We start from the raw sequence: 16,310 nt of genomic DNA on the forward strand, positions 1-16,310 counted from the left end.
ATGGAATAACCTTAAGTTACAAACTAAACTGTACGCATATCCCCTAAAGTCATAAGGGCATTTGTGCGGAACGGTTGGTTTTTCTTTACCAGTATCAGAACCAAGTTTGTTGTCATCTATTCTTTGATGACGATATGTTTCGTATTGATTTTATTTAGCGTCCTGTACTTTAAAGAACAACAACGTGTTTTTGATGTTGCACTGCAAAACTCACTTCAGGTTTCTAACCTCCATTCAGATGTGATTAGCCAAGAGCTACAAAGAAGTATTGCCTCGTTACGAACCATCAGTGGCCATGAAAGAGTCAGACAAGGGGACGTGCCTTTTATTATTGAAGAGCTGAAATGGCTTCAAAGCATACTAGGGCAGGCGGTAATTAATACGAGCTTTGTAGACCAAGATTGGAATCTTACTGACTATCAAGGCCGTAAAACCCAAATCACCCAGCCAGATATTAGGGATGATGTGCAATGGAGGCTGGCTAGCCATCACGTGACTAAGCCACATATTGGTTTGGTTACCGGAGAGCCATTGATTGCGCTTGGTGTTCCTGTTTTTAATACGCAGCAAGATTGGCGCGGTATTGTTGCGGTGTCGATATCAATAAACCATCTCAGAAACAGACTTTCAGAAGTCAAACTTGGCAATAGCAGTTATGCATGGATTGCCGACAACTTTGGCAATGTGGTCTCTCACCCCGATAAGTCACTTATTCTTGATGCGAACATTTTCGATGTTGACCATATTGGTTTTAAGGGGTTTGGTGACATTGCCTTGCAAACAAAACAACACGAAGTGGGGTATGGCCACTACTTTGATGAAAACCTGGGTGAATCTAAGATTGTCACTTTTGCAGGGATAGATTGTTTGCCCGGTTGGACGCTGTTTGTCACTACCAAAGAATCGGACATTTTCCTTGATATTAAAGCGTTAGTCGAGGATGTGACTATAACTTCATCGCTGGTATTGATTGTCTTCTTTCCTATCATCATTTATCTGACTAACTCTGTAACGCGGCCAATTTTGCAGCTTACCGACGGGGTGAGAAACTCGGTGAACAATCACTATACTCAGTTTGTGGAGCAAAGCTCGAAAGATGAAATAGGGCAGCTATCGAAGGCATTTAAAAACACCATTGATGAGATTCAACAGCATAATCGAAATCTGGAAGCGGTGGTTGCGCAAAGAACGAATGAGCTTAACGATGCCAACCATGATTTGGAGCTGTCGGTAAAGTTATTAAATGAAAACAATCAGAAGCTAACATGGCTCGCGATGTATGACCCTCTGACGAACTTATTCAACCGGCGCGCTTTAATTAACCAAGTGCATCAAGAGTTGGCCAATAAGACGATGCTTTTTGATACCACTTGCTTGATTCTGATCGATCTTGATTTCTTTAAAGCGGTGAATGATACATTTGGGCATGATGTGGGTGATCAAGTGTTGATGCATATCGCTGATTTCCTGAGTAAAAACGTGAGAAAGCAAGATCTTATTGCCAGATGGGGTGGGGAAGAGTTTGTTATTCTGTTGAGAGAGACATCGATTGAACAGAGCGAACAAATCGCCATCAATTTGCAAGAGAAGATGAAGCAGGAAAACTTCTCGCCCGTAACAAGCATGACGTTTAGTGCTGGTGTCGCAACATTGGAAGCAGGGCAAAGCTTTGATGAACTGGTTGCCAATGCCGACAAGGCACTTTACGAAGCGAAGAAATCGGGAAGAAACTGCGTGAAAAGTTGTGTATTGGCATAAAAGCTGTGTTGATATAACGCTCATATATCCGTGCAGATCTACACTCTTTCTTGAAGACGAATATCATAGTCTACGGGTGAGAAAAAGGGCTGATAACCAGCCCTAGTTTACTTTGCTTATCAATCAGTGATTTGTTTACCAATCAGTGATTCGCTAAGTAATCAGCGACTTGTGCACGGTATTTGGCTTTCAGCGCCTCGCTAATGAAGCTCGCGTTAATCGCATTGATCGTGAACTGAGCGAGTTCTGACTTTGTCATTGGGTGAGCATTACTGACCGCCATAAAGTTATCCGTCATGTAACCACCAAAGTACGCCGGATCATCCGAGTTAATGGTTACCGCGACACCTTGACGTAGCAAATCGACAATGTTGTGTTGCTCCATTTCATCAAACACACAAAGCTTAATGTTCGACAACGGGCACACTGTGAGTGGCATTTTACTTTCGATAAGCGCTTCGACTAACGATGCATCTTCAACGCAGCGAACTCCATGGTCAACACGGCTGACACTGAGCATCTCGACAGAGTCGACAATGTTTTGTGCCGGGCCTTCTTCACCAGCGTGTGCAACGGTCAGTAAGCCAGCGTCTTTGGCTTGTTGGAAAGCACGTTTGAACTTCTCTGGTGGGTGACCAAGCTCTGAAGAATCCAAACCGACACCGATGATTTTGTCTTGATGCTTGATGATTGATTGCAGCGTTTCAATCGCGCTCTCTTCCGATAGATGACGTAAGAAGCACGCAATGATTTGAGACGTTATACCTAGCTGTTCGTTACCATCTTGCATAGCACGGTGAATACCATTGATGACCGTCTCAAACTCAATGCCGCGATCGGTATGGGTCTGTGGGTCAAAGAAGATCTCAGTATGGATAACGTTGTCGGCTTTGCAGCGCTCTAGATATGCCCACGTCAAATCATAGAAATCTTGTTCCGTAATCAGCGCGTTGGCGCCTTGATAATAGATATCTAGGAAAGACTGCAAATCTTCGAACTCGTATGCTTTGCGCAGTTCCTGTGGTGACTCGTAAGGAATGCCGATGCTATTGCGTTGTGCCAGTTCGAACAACAGTTCTGGCTCTAGCGAACCTTCGATATGTAAGTGTAACTCTACCTTTGGAAGACCTTGAATAAATGCGTTCATAATAAACTCCCACTTTTTCTTATGGTTGTTGTGGATGCAATTACTCTAAGGATAGGTCTAGATTGAGAAAAATCGAACGCTATTACAAAGAGTAAGATCCACAGTGATCTCAACTCTTCGTAATCAGCACTTTGCGGGAGCTGGTAGAGACCCCCAAACCATATCATTGGGGTTATACGAAGCAAACGGCGCGATTATACGCAAAAATTGAAGGTTGACCAGAGTCGTTGATGAAATTGTACTATCTAAGGGATAAGGGATAAGGGATAAGGGATAAGGGATAAGGGATAAGGGATAAATAACGTTGCAGTGATTTCATCGCATGATGGTTTCGTTGTCAGCACACACCTTGCTGATTTTCGAACGTTCAGTGGCTAAAACTGAATATCATCACGCGAGAAACATTTGGAGTCATATCGAGTTTATTGTGCGTTGCTCATTGTGAACTGAGAAGTGGGGTGGCGATACCTTGCACATCGATACTTTAGATTGAGAGGAGTAAAGAAAAGGAATTGGAAGGAAATGTAATTATAGCTCGAACATTTTATCAAATTCTCTTTGCTCCATAATGTCCTCAATTCGGCGGCGCGTTCTTTGTTTAATCGCAGCTGCGTTTTGTTCGGACTCTTTCTTTTCTTGCTCAATCTGCTTCTTGCTTTTGTTTGCCATGTTTTTCACCTTGGGAATTTCTTCCTAAATTTCCGCATCATTCATTAATGCACGAAAATTGATTTATTTAATAATAAAACTTCCTAGCTTTGAACCTGAGTCACACAGAATGTCACCAGAGTAGGTTTTCTCACAGTATTTAAAATCAATGAGATAGCAAGCGGATTGGAGTTTTGGCAATATATGGCGCCTCAAAATATCACTGTTAAGTTGATGAATTTTGGCGTTCCAAGAGATGTCGGGTTGTTTTAAACGGAATTCAATCTCTATCATTTATTCTCCTGTTTTTTAGTGATCTTTTCTTTATTCAATAATTGGTACCAGTGTCTTTGGCGACCTGTTCTTTTAGACATAATTTTTCCTAATTTTAAGTAAGTGAAATACCAACGATGGCTATCGTATTTGATAGATATAACGTTCCAACGATAGATATCGTGTCCGCAGCTCATTTATTTTAGGCAGCAGAAAACCGAGCAAGAATACTTGCGGGTTGTTGAGTGTGAGGAATTTTTGAAGGGGGAGAGAGTTTGGTGCAGCGAGGAAATGCTGCACCAAGAAAAGCTATCTTATAGAGGAGTAACTTCAGTCGCTTGAGGACCTTTTTTACCGTCTTCTACATTGAAGCTTACTTTCTGACCTTCAGTCAAAGTTTTGAAACCGTCAGCAACGATAGCGTTGAAGTGTACGAATACATCTTGGCCGCCGTTGTCTTGAGTTAGGAAACCAAAACCTTTAGTTTCGTTGAACCATTTTACTGAACCAGTTACTTTACCAGACATAAAAACCTCTGAAATTAAACAATAATATACGAATTGTGGTGGATCTTTTTTAAGCTATTGAATGTGCAATCAAGAGGAAGTTTTACGCAGGAGTCTGAACCGAAGATTCAGGATGTTACTGAGAGGGAACTTAAACTAAATGTAGCATTAACAGCTCTTTTCTAGAGCCAGCCGCCACTATACAGGGTGTTTAAAAAATAGCTACATTTATTTTTCATTTTTTTCGTTCGAAAAAGTTGATGAAGTAGAACAATTTTTCCCCCTCATAAACTCAGTACTTGCTCTCTAGAATCAACTCATATCCTAAAGGGAGGCAAGATTATGAGTACAGTGAGAGAGATTCGTCAGATCATCCCATCACATGCAACTGCTGATGGTGACGGCGTGAAAATTCGCCGTGTCGCGGGCTTTAACAATGCGAGCTTTTCACCATTTTTGATGGTAGATGAACTGAAATCAGACCAAAGAGCCGATTACGTAGGCGGGTTCCCTCCGCACCCACACCGAGGCATTGAAACGCTGACTTACATGTTAACGGGCCATTTCCAACATCGTGACCACATGGATAATGTTGGTGAACTTCGCTCCGGTGGTGCGCAATGGATGGCAACTGGCCGAGGCGTCATTCATAGTGAAATGCCAATAATGGAAGACGGTGAACTGCACGGTTTCCAAATTTGGATTAATCAACCCGCGCGAGACAAGATGGCTCCGGCGCAATATCACGACTTCCAACCGGAAACCATTACCGAACATCGCGCAGAGGCGCATGGCTTAGTTCGCGTTATTTCTGGTGAGCTGAACATTGATGATGAAGTAATTCGTGGGCCATTGAGTAAAACGGGTGTACCTGTGACGGTCGCCGATTGGCAAGCGCACCAAGGCGCGTCGTTAAACCTTATGACACCTAACGATCACAATATGATGGTCTATGCTTATAAAGGCATCATTACTATTGGAGAGCGCGTTGTCATGCAGGGAGAAATGGCACTGCTTTCTAAAGGTGAGTTGGTGACGCTTCAATCCAATGACACCAATGGCGTACTGCTCTTTATCGGCGAACCAATTGATGAACCTGTCGTGCATTACGGCCCGTTTGTCATGAATAGCATCGAAGAGATTGAACAAGCTATTCAAGATTACAACTCTGGATTGTTTGAAACGTATTAGTTTGACCGACAGTCGTGCGCACTGAATTAGCACGATTGGTGACCCCTAAGTGATTTGGAGTCCGTGCATTGGGCTCATACGCAAGCAAAGACGATATCCACTGCCATCGAATTTGCATCAGCCACACTAACATGGTGTGGCTTTTTTTATTCTGCTGCGTTTTGAAAGTGGTGTTTAGCTCTGTTTCCAACGCGTTATGGCATGCTTGCCAAACTCCAAGCCCAATTCATAAGCTTTGCGTAATGGTTCCGGCGAGCGGCTCAAGCGTTTTAATTTAAAGCCTTCTGGCGGACAGATTTGAATGATCTCAACACCAGCAGGTGGATTCTCTATCAATTCCAAGCTCTGGTTATAGCGAATATGACGCGTGAGCATTGGCTCGACCAAAGCAGGGTGGTCTTTCAATAGGCGCGCGGTGAGCTTTTCAAGTTTAGGTTTGGATTTGCGATAACTGGCTGGCCGACTTCTTAGCACCATGATTCTGGTCGCGCCACGTTTAATGGCTTCGGCGACGGGAATCGCATCCGCTACGCCGCCATCGACATATCTCACACCATCTAAAGCGACGCCGTTTCGGTACATGATGGGCAGGGCGCTACTGGCTTTCATGGTTTCTGCCAGCATTTGAATGGATGGGGTAAGGTATTCTGGTTGCCCATTGTCTTGTCGTGTGACGCCTAAAAAGAACGGTCGAGGATCGGCAGAAAGCACGGCTCGATCAATGCCTAATTCTTTGAGCGTGACGTCCCACATCCAATCTAAATCCATCATATCGCCACCGCGCACGAGTTGCGTGGGGGAGATAAACTCTTTACGCAAGCTGTAATCGAGATAGATTTTGAGGTTCCTTCCCGGCATTTTTGCAAGGTATGCGGCTAAGTTGCTCGCGCCTGCCGAAACGCCCCAAAAACTGTCAAACGGGGAGAAGTCTTGCTTAATAAAATGATCGAGTATGCCGCAGGAAAATACCCCGCGCATGGCACCGCCTTCAACAACCAGTGCCCGAGAGCCAACGTGTTCCATTCTAGCCATCCGTTTTGATTATTCTGATTTGGGATACGAGCTAATTAGAGTAACGGATCTAATGCGCATTCCCAAATCTCGTTCGTTTTGGTCTCACCTTGATGAATCTATTTTTTATGTTATAACGTAACAATAATCAAAATTATTAAAAGGTAGCGTGTGTCTTGTGTGAGGTGAGAGTGAGCAATATTGACGCCATTATTGAGCATGTTGAGAAGAGTTTTAAGGCTCAGGGAAAGCAATTAACTTCTAAGAGAAAACTGGTGTTGAAAGCCTTGGTCCATGCCGATAGAGCGTTATCAGCTTATGAGTTAGTGGATTATTGCAAAGCCCATTTTGATCAGAATATTCAGGCTATGTCTGTGTATCGAATCTTGGATTTTCTTGACGGCGAGCATCTGGCTCACAAGCTTAAAGTTTCCAATAAATACATCGTATGCTCCCATATTCTCTGCGAACACGAGCACGGTATCCCTCAATTTCTTATCTGCTCCAAGTGCAACAAGATCAGCGAACAAGCCATCGATCCTAAATTGATTAATGGTCTTAAATCTCATGCAAAACAAGAGGGGTTTACCGTTGTTAGCCCGCAATTAGAAATCAATTGTGTATGTGATAACTGCGCTGACACCAAATAGCCGCGCTTTTTATTGAATTTGGCTCACACCATGACGACGTCGTCGCCTTTTCCTCAAATACATCCCAACCATTAGCATCATCAGCAAGGAGATTCTGAACCGCTATGTCTGCAACGCTCATTAAAAACGCCCGTGTAGTAAATGAAGGAACCATCACCGAAACCGATTTGCGAATTGTCGATCAACGAATCGAAACCATCGCAACTGACATAGCAGCAAGGGAAGGTGATGTCGTTATGGATGCGAAAGGTTGCTATTTGATCCCTGGAATGATCGATGACCAAGTACATTTCCGCGAACCAGGACTGACTCACAAAGGCTCTATTGCAACCGAATCACGCGCAGCTGTCGCTGGTGGTATAACGAGCTTCATGGAAATGCCAAACGTAAGCCCGGCCACCACAACGATTGAAGCATTGGAGCGCAAATTTGCCATCGCAGAACAAAGCTCTCTGGCTAACTACTCTTTCTACCTTGGCGCAACGGAAGACAACCTTGAGCAAATCAAATTACTCGATCCAAAGAAACACTGTGGTGTGAAAGTCTTTATGGGCGCATCTACCGGAGATTTGTTGGTGGAAGACGAGCAAGCATTGGATGAGATTTTCCGTGATTCGCCAGTATTGATCGTAACGCACTGTGAAAGTGGCCCTGTCATTGCTCAGAACAAAGAACGTCTGTTGAAAGAGAAATCGGAATTCACCATTGAAGACCACCCAGAACTTCGTGACGATGAAGCTTGTTATGCCTCTTCTTCTTACGCTGTTGAGCTAGCGAAAAAACACAATAGCCAACTACACGTACTGCATATCACGACAGCAAAAGAATTAGCGTTGTTTGAAGCGGGCCCTATTCAAGGTAAGAGCATCACCGCAGAAGCGTGTGTTCACCACCTCTGGTTTAGCAATGAAGACTATGCAGAGCGTGGTAACCAAATTAAATGCAACCCAGCGGTGAAGTACCCAAGTGACCGTGAGGCTATTCTAAAAGCACTTAATACAGGTCAAATTGACATTATCGCGACAGACCACGCCCCCCACACGTGGGAAGAAAAACAGGTGCCTTACGAACAAGCGCCAGCGGGGTTACCTTTGGTACAGCACGCACTATTGTCTTTATTTGATCAAGTCGCTCGTGGACATATGACGATGGAGCAAGTGGTTCAAAAGACGGCACATAACCCAGCCATCCGCTACGGTATTGAGCAACGTGGCTTTATCCGTGAAGGGTATTTCGCTGATTTGGTGCTGGTGGATACAAAAATGCCGACCTTAGTCACCAATGGCAATAGCTTGTACCACTGTGGTTGGTCGCCTTTTGCTGGCCATCAGTTCTCCTCACAAATCAAGAAAACTTGGGTCAACGGTGGGTTGGTGTATGTCGACCAACAAGTCAATGAGCAGGCAGCACATGCTATGCGATTGGTATTTGATCGCTAAGACTCACGTTTTTCAAAAACTTAGATTATTTGAAAGCTCAGTTTATTTTCGAAAGCTTACATTTATCCGCTTTCATCGGGCTTTATTTGTAGAAGTATAGTTGTCGTAACTTGAGTGTCTTTTCGGCACCAAATAAAGAGAATTCAATATGTTAAGAAGAAATCCCACAGGTCACATGCCCGAAGTGTCGGAAACAGCCTTCATCGATCCGACGGCAATCATCTGTGGCAAAGTGATCATTGAAGATAACGTTTTTATTGGTCCTTACGCGGTGATTCGTGCTGATGAGGTGAACGAGCAAGGCGATATGGAAGCCATTGTCATCAAGCGTGATACCAACATTCAAGATGGCGTGGTCATTCACTCAAAGGCAGGCGCTGCCGTGACCATTGGTGAGCGCTCTTCCATTGCACACCGATCAATTATTCATGGTCCGTGTGAAGTTAGCGATGATGTGTTCATTGGTTTTAACTCGGTGGTGTTTAATGCTGTGATTGGGAAGGGTTGTGTTATTCGCCATAACTGTGTGGTAGATGGTCTAGACTTGCCAGAGAATTTCCATGTTCCGCCAATGACGAATATTGGTGCTGACTTTGATTTGAATAGCATCTCGAAAGTGCCACCTGAGTACTCGGCGTTTTCAGAGTCTGTGGTTTCAGCAAACCACGAACTGGTGCAAGGTTACAGGAGAATTGCCAATGAGCTCTGAGAGCCAACCCATACTTGGTGTTCCTACCAACATCATTACGGGGTTTCTTGGTGTAGGAAAGACCTCAGCGATTTTGAATTTAATGGCGAATAAGCCAGAGAACGAGCGCTGGGCGGTATTAGTGAATGAGTTTGGTGAAATCGGCGTTGATGGTAGCTTGGTTCAGGGGCAACAAAGCGAAGAGCAACAAGTGTTTATTCGCGAAGTACCCGGCGGCTGCATGTGCTGCGCGGCGGGGTTGCCAATGCAAATCGCCTTAAACCAACTGCTTAATGAAGCAAAGCCAGACCGTTTGCTGATTGAGCCTACTGGGCTTGGTCACCCGAAAGAAGTGCTGCAAGTGTTGTCGACAGATCATTATCGCCAAGTGCTTTCGCTACAAAAGAACATCACTTTGGTCGACGCGCGTAAGCTTGCGGATGAGCGCTATACACAGCATGACACGTTCAACCAACAAATTGCGATTGCCGATACAGTGGTGGGTAACAAGCTCGATTTGTATCAAGAGGGAGACACCCAGAAGCTAGAAGCTTACGTGGCGCAAGTTGGGCGCCCGAATACCAAAGTGGTTTTTGCTCAGCATGGTGTGATTCCGTTTACTGAATTTGAAGGTGAGACCACCATTCATGAACATCCCCCGCATCACCACCATCATGCGAGTGACAAGCCTTTGGCTTCAGACATGCCAATGCCTGAGAGTGGTATGCTCAAAGCGACCAATTCAGGCGAAGGTTTCCAGAGTGTCGGTTGGCGCTTTTCACCTGAGAAAGTGTTTGACCGTCGGAAGCTGATTCCTTTGTTGGTGGAGCTAGAAGTAGAGCGCATGAAAGCCGTGTTTATTACGAGCGATGGCATTTATGGCTACAACTTAACGCCAGATGGACTAACCGAAGTGGAGTTGGATGATTGTGCCGAAAGCCGCATCGAATTGATTGCAGACAGCATTGACGATCAATTTGAAGCCAAGCTGCTTTCGTGTGAATTTTCACACGATTAATAATAACGGGCATTAGTGTTTGGCTGAATGCCCGCAATTTCTTTTTTATACCGCTCGGTACTTCTCTTCCAAGTTTTCTTTTTTCTTAACTTCTTTTGCATGATCTTTTGGTGATGATGATTTCTTATGTTGACATTGTTTGATGATCAAACTAAATTGAAATCCAAATAGTTTGACAATCAAGCTAAAATTGGAAGGTAAGTGTCGCAATGGCTGTATCGCAACATTCACATGATTTTGTTTCTCACAACCAAAAGGGTGAAAAACGCACGCTCTACGTATTGATTCTAACCGTGACCACAATGGTGGTGGAGATTGCTGCCGGAACCATGTTTGGTTCAATGGCATTGCTCGCAGATGGTTGGCACATGGGCACACACGCAGCGGCATTCTGTATTACTCTCTTTGCTTACCGCTACGCGAAACAAAATGCGCACAATGACCGCTTCTCATTTGGTACGGGCAAGGTGAGTGTTCTTGGCGGTTTTACCAGTGCGATTGCGTTGGGGATTGTGGCATTGATGATGATGGTCGAGTCGATTCACCGTCTCTTTAATCCAGAAAGTATCCAATTTAACGAGGCGATCATGGTGGCGGTGATTGGTCTAGTGGTTAACCTTGCAAGCATGCTACTTCTGCAAGATCACCATCATCATGACCATCACGATCACCACTCTCACGATCATGAGCACGAACATCATCACGACCACAACTTAACCGCTGCGTATTTCCACATGCTGGCGGATACATTGACGTCTTTGTTGGCTATTGTGGCGCTGATTGTTGGTAAGTTTTACGGTTGGGTTTGGTTAGATGCCATGATGGGTATTGTTGGTGCTGTTGTAATTGGTAAATGGACCTTGGGTTTAATGAAACAAACCGCGCCTGTGTTGTTGGACGAGAGCATCAATAAGTCTTATCGAGATGAGATTACAGAAACACTCACTCCTTATGCCGAGGTTGTTGATTTACACATCTGGAAAGTGAGTGGTCACCATTACTCTGCAGCAATCGCACTCAAAAATCACAGTGACAAAACGCTGGATGAATTTAAGCAATTATTGAGTAAATTTGATAAGATTCACCACCTGACTTTAGAAGTTCAAACGACTGACTGATGCGCGAATTAGAAAAGCTTAATCAAACGCTTACCGAGTTCTATGACAAAATGTCTTCTTGGGAGCAATCTGTAGTAAAAGAAACGGGTTATTCACTGGCTCAAACTCACACCATCGAAGTGTTGGGTGGGCACGGTGCAATGCGTATGAAAGAGCTGGCCGAGAAACTCGGTATCACCACGGGTACGCTGACGGTTCAAATTGAGAAGCTGGTGAAAGCAGAGCTTATTGAGCGTTGCCCGCACCCAGAAGATCGTCGCGCGATTGTCGTGAAGCTTACGCCTGCGGGTGAAGAGATTCACCGCCATCACAATCAACTGCATTTAGATTTGGTTCAAGACTTAACGCGCAATATCGACCCTGAGCATCAAGCGATTTTGTTCGCCTGTTTAGAGAAGATGAATCGAGAATTTTGATTGGCTTTTAAAACCCTCAATAGCAAAAAAGTAGAGCACCGAAATGCTCTACTTTTTTATTATAAGCTCGATAGAATTTGCTCTATTGGCAATTGTGTAAACGCGTAAGTGACGCCAACACAGAACGCCGCGCCAGTAATGCCCATGGCGAGGGTCGTTGCGAGTAGTAGAAGGGTAATCTTAGGCATTAGAGATTAAACTCCTTCTTAAAGGTTGGGTAAATGACACCATTAGCCTCTTGGTACGCTTTAAAGCCATACCCAAACGTTAGTGCTGTCATCACAATGGCAAATGCCGCAATGTTTCTTCCTTTCATCCTTAAACTCTCAACTGTTTGTATTGAACAAAGGTAATAAACACCCTGCCAATAGTTTATCTATTGCTTATTAAATTCGGTTATTCAATTACTGGGTAAAACACACGAACAGTACCCATGCCGTTGCTAGCACAAGTAGTGGTGTAAACACCTTCTGAATTGAAGCACCATCGGTTAGGTCATAAATCACGATCGATTCTTTATAGAACGCGCGTTTGAAAGAACCAAAGCTGATTTCATTTTTAACGTCAGATTGGTCGTAGTGCTTGCGAGCTGAGTCTGTCATTTGAGACTCTAGATCTTGCATCTCGTATTCTTTGTTAAAAAACGCATCCCACGCCGAAATACGTGCAATAGCTTTTGGCGAACGATTGCCTTTCAGTTTTTCTAAACGCTTAGCGTATGCAGCTTGATATTTATCCACGATGAATTCCTACATGAATAGACTGTAATGCAGAACACAGCTTTAAATGCTCTGCGCAGTGGTTGTAAAAATTAGAAAATGGGAATCAAAAGGAAATTTTTACATCAGTAGGAAGGTTGCAGATGAGGAAGTACGGCATTTGATTGTTAAAGAGCGTAAGGAATGTCATCCCTTGTGCTGCGGATAATATGGGCTGCTTTTGGATGCGACAAACAAAAATAATTAGTGAAAACAACAAGCGATTTTTGTTGCGAGATTGTCCGTTCTGGGCATGGTAGGCTGCTTGAATTGGAGAAATGATAAGTACAGCAAGGGCTTACGCGGTGTTTCTCGGTGAGAGATTTTTAAGCACTTATGATAAATAAACTTTACAACTGCTAATTATAAATACATCAGAAAGCGATATTCTTTTTCTCGTTGGAGAGCTTAATAAAGATTGAGAGTTTGATTTTTTCATGTTCACATCTTGTAAAGGGATATCCCAATTCGTAGAAAAGCACTGAGCATTTTAGAAGAACTAAATTTTAAGCTGCTAATAAAATTATTTACTGCGGGTTTAAGCTTCACCGTGTTGGAGTGGTTTGAAGGAAAGTAGAAAACTACTTTCTATCCAATCCGTCTGAATTTCTACTCCTTCTTTCACTCAATCTGAGCACGTCCCCCCCTCTTAGAGAGCGTGTTTAGATTGAGTGCCTTTTTATTCAATTTGGGGTTAAAGCATGGAACAGCAACAATTTAGAGAACTCAAGAGTCAATTAAGATTCCTAACATCGTCTCAACTGCGTGAAGTGCAAAGATTGATAAAAAGTGCTTCATTAGAGCATGAAGTGGTTCCCTTAAGTGAAGAAGAGCGCCAATTTATCCATAATTTGTTTACCAAAGAACCATCAACGCCTTCTTATTCGTAGCAGATCACTACAAGCGGTTTACTCGCTAGTGTTGTTGTGCTTTTTTGCTTTGACGATAAGATTTGCTAACTGTGCAAACCCAAAACCGCCGTTTTCCTCAGTCAAAAAGCTAGGTTGCTGATTCAGTTTTGCCAATAAAGGGCGAATATTGTTCACGCCAAAGGTTGTTGGCAACCATTCAAACATGCCTTCATCATTCAATGAATCTCCCACATAAGTGATGCGTTCCAAACTCGGTAGCTCACCATTATTGAACTGCCTAATGTAGGCTTCACCACTAGTGCGCTTACTGTGATTGCCCCCCCACGTATTGATGTGAATTGAACTTAATGTTGCATTGACGGGGTGGGATTCCACATTCAAATTCACTATGCGATTGAGGATTTCCATTGTTGTAGAAGGAGGAACCGGCGCTCTATCTTGTGCGATGTTCACCGCCACATCGCAGTAGCGAAAGCTCTGATCGTGGCTGAACTCGACATCAGGATACTCTGCCAAAATGCCCGCAATGCTTTCTTGTAATGCGCGTTGCTCTTTGCGCATCGCTTCTGCTGGGCGAGCGAAGGTGGTGTTGAATCCTGTCGCGTCTTTTCTCATCCCAAACGCGCCATTTTCACCAACCACACCATGCAGTGGCCACATCTTTGCCATTTGGTCACACCAACCAGCACATGCGCCTGTTACTGCGACCACTTTTACGCCCACGCGCTCTAGCTCGGCTAGCGCAATTAATATCTCTGGTGGCAGTTTGCCTTGCCAAGTCAACGTATCGTCCACGTCGGTCAGCAGCCATTCGATCTGTTTCAGGCTCTCTAACTTGAGCTCTGATAACGGGTTAGGCATTCACCACTCCTTGATTGTTTACTTGAGGATTGATTGCTTGGGTTTCGTCACTGACGTCTTGCGATGATACCGCTGGGGCCAGTGTACACTCGATGCGTTTTTCTGTGTTGGCATCAAAAAGATGAACATGCTTTGGTTTGATATCCAGACCAAGTTTATCGCCAATTTGAATTGGCGTATGTCCCTCAACGCGGACAACCAGCTTTTGTGAATCACCGCCTTCTGTGCGGCAGTAAAGCAACAGATCGGCACCGAGCGATTCAATCAATTCGACTTCTACCTGCAACCATGGGTTATCTTGGCTTGCGTTAAAGTCTGCGGCAATTTCGTTGACCTTTTTACCTAGCGCGCCACCCATTCTTTCTCATTTTGAGAATATCGAAACTTGGATTCCCGGTGGGCGTATTCGTACCAACGATCGCGACGTGGTAGATGGCTCCGCAGAGCAGTTTTATGGTCAGTTCTCGGCGGATATTGGCATTATTGGTTGTGCGGGCGTGACCGAAATCGCGCAGTCGCATTCCGACATGATCAACCTTGGCAGCACAACGATTGATACTCAGCCGTTCGCAATGGAACATGAATTGCGAGAAGCCAAAATGAGCCAAGCGATTTTGGCTAACTCGGAGCAAAAGTGGCTGGTGGCGAACAACAGTAAGTGGCAGCGCAGAGCCAATACTAAGGTGGCTCCGCTTAGTTATTTCGCTCGCGTTTTCAGTAACTAATAAAAGAAGAATAAAAGAACACAAAAAAGCCGCCATCACAGGCGGCTTTACATTATCTTTTGGCTATCTCTCGCGTCGTTACTTTTCGCGTTGTTCTAGCCTAGTCGTGGATAGGCACAACCAAAATATCAACCGGAGACTTGTTGATCAGATGTCTTGAGTAAGAAATGATCTTGCTCCAGAAATCTTGGTGATGACCACAAATCAGTAGGTCGACTTCCTGTTCTTTGATGGTCACTTCTAACTTGTCTGCCAAATCACCAGTGCCGACAAAGAAGTGCTTCAACGGTTGCTCCATGTAATCGCTGAAGGATCTCAAACACTCCATAGAGTGCTCATTCAGCGGTCTTTGAGCTGGGTCCGCTTTGATATCAACAAGCTCACGATAAATCTCACCATGAGTACCGTCGATATGGATAAATGATATCTCGGAGCCGAGATAACTCGCCATAGATACAGCGCGGTCAATCAACACAGTACTCTCATCAGACAGTTCCAGTGCGACTAGGATATGTTTGTATTTCATAACCATGCCCTTTTGTGGAATACGTTACTAATAGCATAGTATGTCTTGGCGAAAAAATGTGTTGCTAAGATCTCGAAATTGTTCAAAAAAGTTTTGGCAAATTATCATCAGCAGAGCAAGTGGAAGGCATTGATAAAAATAAAAAAAGAGCCGGTACTAATACCAGCTCAATTCAATCTCTAATGGCATGTCACAGCGTATTCTCTCTCCACACATCTCGTCGGATGCGTTGAGGTGAACCAGCTTTGCAGAGGAGTATCCTTCTCCTCGAAAGTGGTCTCTTGCTTCGCAAAGGCTCGCGAACGTTAGCGGGCTTTTGTTTTCATTTAATATCAGCGATCTTGTCTGGTTTTCTATGTTGTAAGCGAGGTAGATATCACCCTCGACTGATTCAATCAAAAGATTCATAGCCGTTTCCCTTGGTGTGTCACTCTCTGGCTATTACGGCGAGCGATAGAATTTAGTTCACTTCCTGTGTTTGAGTTCGTTTTTCTTAGACCTCGCTTGTGACAGAAGTCGCTTGCTTTTTATACAAGAAAACCTTTAGACTTTGCCCATCACTTCTTTAGGAGATTACGCCAACATGAACAACTAAACCTGTCATCCAACTCTCATTTTATTTTTTGGATTTACAGGGTTAGTAGGCGTAGCTCACTTTCCGATATTTCTTTGCAGTTACCATTTTTCTGTTTGAAGCGCTTCTAT

20 protein-coding genes, 2 pseudogenes and 1 riboswitch are annotated in these 16,310 nt (G+C 44.1%); of the genes and pseudogenes, 10 read left to right on the forward strand and 12 right to left on the reverse strand.

Going from position 1 to position 16,310, the window contains the following annotated elements:
* The first annotated feature begins 126 nt into the window (after positions 1 to 126).
* Complete coding sequence (locus QTO06_RS01940; protein WP_331406797.1) at positions 127 to 1,758, forward strand: sensor domain-containing diguanylate cyclase; 1,632 nt, start codon at positions 127 to 129, stop codon at positions 1,756 to 1,758.
* Between the two features lie 142 nt (positions 1,759 to 1,900).
* On the opposite strand, the gene QTO06_RS01945 is transcribed toward QTO06_RS01940, so the two are convergent.
* The 4 genes from QTO06_RS01945 to cspE form a co-directional block, all read right to left on the reverse strand.
* Entirely contained in the window at positions 1,901 to 2,905 is a 1,005-nt protein-coding gene (locus QTO06_RS01945; RefSeq protein WP_331406704.1) for an adenosine deaminase, read from the reverse strand.
* Between the two features lie 100 nt (positions 2,906 to 3,005).
* Positions 3,006 to 3,105, reverse strand: a riboswitch (purine riboswitch).
* Positions 3,106 to 3,433: 328 nt separating this feature from the next.
* A complete protein-coding gene (locus QTO06_RS01950) occupies positions 3,434 to 3,574 on the reverse strand; it encodes a hypothetical protein (RefSeq protein ID WP_005426350.1) in 141 nt (46 codons plus the stop codon).
* A gap of 63 nt (positions 3,575 to 3,637) precedes the next feature.
* Positions 3,638 to 3,847, reverse strand: a complete 210-nt coding sequence (locus QTO06_RS01955) for a hypothetical protein (RefSeq protein WP_005452681.1) — start codon at positions 3,845 to 3,847, stop codon at positions 3,638 to 3,640.
* A 293-nt stretch (positions 3,848 to 4,140) separates the two neighbouring features.
* Complete coding sequence (gene cspE, locus QTO06_RS01960) at positions 4,141 to 4,353, reverse strand: transcription antiterminator/RNA stability regulator CspE (RefSeq protein ID WP_005426339.1); 213 nt, start codon at positions 4,351 to 4,353, stop codon at positions 4,141 to 4,143.
* A 321-nt stretch (positions 4,354 to 4,674) separates the two neighbouring features.
* On the opposite strand from cspE, the gene QTO06_RS01965 reads away from it, so the two are divergent.
* Positions 4,675 to 5,523, forward strand: coding sequence for a pirin family protein (locus QTO06_RS01965; protein WP_331406705.1), 849 nt, complete (start codon positions 4,675 to 4,677; stop codon positions 5,521 to 5,523).
* 174 nt (positions 5,524 to 5,697) lie between these two features.
* Here QTO06_RS01965 and QTO06_RS01970 read toward each other — a convergent pair whose 3' ends face one another.
* Complete coding sequence (locus QTO06_RS01970; RefSeq protein ID WP_331406706.1) at positions 5,698 to 6,546, reverse strand: patatin-like phospholipase family protein; 849 nt, start codon at positions 6,544 to 6,546, stop codon at positions 5,698 to 5,700.
* A 179-nt stretch (positions 6,547 to 6,725) separates the two neighbouring features.
* Here QTO06_RS01970 and QTO06_RS01975 point away from each other — a divergent pair, with 179 nt between their 5' ends.
* From QTO06_RS01975 to QTO06_RS02000, 6 genes are all read left to right on the forward strand, one after another.
* A complete protein-coding gene (locus tag QTO06_RS01975) occupies positions 6,726 to 7,184 on the forward strand; it encodes a Fur family transcriptional regulator (protein WP_331406707.1) in 459 nt (152 codons plus the stop codon).
* A 104-nt stretch (positions 7,185 to 7,288) separates the two neighbouring features.
* On the forward strand, positions 7,289 to 8,623 hold the full coding sequence (locus QTO06_RS01980; protein WP_331406708.1) for a dihydroorotase: 1,335 nt from the start codon (positions 7,289 to 7,291) through the stop codon (positions 8,621 to 8,623).
* Positions 8,624 to 8,771: 148 nt separating this feature from the next.
* Positions 8,772 to 9,332 carry a carbonate dehydratase gene (locus tag QTO06_RS01985; RefSeq protein ID WP_005426373.1) on the forward strand — a complete coding sequence of 187 codons (561 nt, stop codon included), beginning with the start codon at positions 8,772 to 8,774 and terminating at the stop codon, positions 9,330 to 9,332.
* Positions 9,322 to 10,329, forward strand: coding sequence for a CobW family GTP-binding protein (locus tag QTO06_RS01990; RefSeq protein ID WP_331406709.1), 1,008 nt, complete (start codon positions 9,322 to 9,324; stop codon positions 10,327 to 10,329). The genes QTO06_RS01985 and QTO06_RS01990 overlap by 11 nt, the downstream gene beginning before the upstream one ends.
* A gap of 209 nt (positions 10,330 to 10,538) precedes the next feature.
* Entirely contained in the window at positions 10,539 to 11,447 is a 909-nt protein-coding gene (gene dmeF, locus QTO06_RS01995) for a CDF family Co(II)/Ni(II) efflux transporter DmeF (RefSeq protein ID WP_331406710.1), read from the forward strand.
* The gene (locus QTO06_RS02000) at positions 11,447 to 11,863 is read left to right on the forward strand and encodes a MarR family winged helix-turn-helix transcriptional regulator (protein WP_005439069.1); all 417 of its coding nucleotides are present in this window, start codon (positions 11,447 to 11,449) and stop codon (positions 11,861 to 11,863) included. The genes dmeF and QTO06_RS02000 overlap by 1 nt, the downstream gene beginning before the upstream one ends.
* A 59-nt stretch (positions 11,864 to 11,922) precedes the next feature.
* On the opposite strand, the gene QTO06_RS02005 is transcribed toward QTO06_RS02000, so the two are convergent.
* The 3 genes from QTO06_RS02005 to QTO06_RS02015 form a co-directional block, all read right to left on the reverse strand.
* Positions 11,923 to 12,051 carry a hypothetical protein gene (locus tag QTO06_RS02005; protein WP_331406711.1) on the reverse strand — a complete coding sequence of 43 codons (129 nt, stop codon included), beginning with the start codon at positions 12,049 to 12,051 and terminating at the stop codon, positions 11,923 to 11,925.
* A complete protein-coding gene (locus tag QTO06_RS02010; RefSeq protein ID WP_331406712.1) occupies positions 12,051 to 12,179 on the reverse strand; it encodes a hypothetical protein in 129 nt (42 codons plus the stop codon). The genes QTO06_RS02005 and QTO06_RS02010 overlap by 1 nt, the downstream gene beginning before the upstream one ends.
* A gap of 88 nt (positions 12,180 to 12,267) precedes the next feature.
* The gene (locus tag QTO06_RS02015; protein WP_331406713.1) at positions 12,268 to 12,603 is read right to left on the reverse strand and encodes a hypothetical protein; all 336 of its coding nucleotides are present in this window, start codon (positions 12,601 to 12,603) and stop codon (positions 12,268 to 12,270) included.
* 719 nt (positions 12,604 to 13,322) lie between these two features.
* Here QTO06_RS02015 and QTO06_RS02020 point away from each other — a divergent pair.
* Positions 13,323 to 13,511 (forward strand): hypothetical protein, encoded by a 189-nt coding sequence (locus tag QTO06_RS02020; RefSeq protein ID WP_331406714.1) that lies wholly within the window; start codon positions 13,323 to 13,325, stop codon positions 13,509 to 13,511.
* Positions 13,512 to 13,529: 18 nt separating this feature from the next.
* Here the strand turns inward: QTO06_RS02020 and QTO06_RS02025 are convergent, their stop codons facing one another.
* Together QTO06_RS02025 and QTO06_RS02030 are read right to left on the reverse strand one after the other, a co-directional pair.
* On the reverse strand, positions 13,530 to 14,354 hold the full coding sequence (locus tag QTO06_RS02025; RefSeq protein ID WP_331406715.1) for an HAD-IIB family hydrolase: 825 nt from the start codon (positions 14,352 to 14,354) through the stop codon (positions 13,530 to 13,532).
* Positions 14,347 to 14,658: pseudogene (locus tag QTO06_RS02030) on the reverse strand (TOBE domain-containing protein); the annotation flags it as partial. The gene QTO06_RS02025 and the pseudogene QTO06_RS02030, both read right to left, overlap by 8 nt.
* Positions 14,659 to 14,701: 43 nt before the next feature.
* On the opposite strand from QTO06_RS02030, the pseudogene QTO06_RS02035 reads away from it, so the two are divergent.
* A pseudogene (locus QTO06_RS02035) lies at positions 14,702 to 15,079 on the forward strand (DeoR/GlpR family DNA-binding transcription regulator); the annotation flags it as partial.
* Positions 15,080 to 15,179: 100 nt separating this feature from the next.
* Here the strand turns inward: QTO06_RS02035 and QTO06_RS02040 are convergent.
* Both QTO06_RS02040 and QTO06_RS02045 read right to left on the reverse strand, forming a co-directional pair.
* A complete protein-coding gene (locus tag QTO06_RS02040; protein ID WP_051118740.1) occupies positions 15,180 to 15,605 on the reverse strand; it encodes a universal stress protein in 426 nt (141 codons plus the stop codon).
* Between the two features lie 156 nt (positions 15,606 to 15,761).
* Positions 15,762 to 16,013: a DUF6482 family protein gene (locus QTO06_RS02045; protein ID WP_331406716.1), complete on the reverse strand. Its 252-nt coding sequence runs from the start codon at positions 16,011 to 16,013 to the stop codon at positions 15,762 to 15,764.
* Positions 16,014 to 16,310: the final 297 nt, after the last annotated feature.

Origin of the sequence: Vibrio sp. M260121 (assembly GCF_036533715.1) — a bacterium.
Classification (GTDB): Bacteria; Pseudomonadota; Gammaproteobacteria; order Enterobacterales; family Vibrionaceae; genus Vibrio.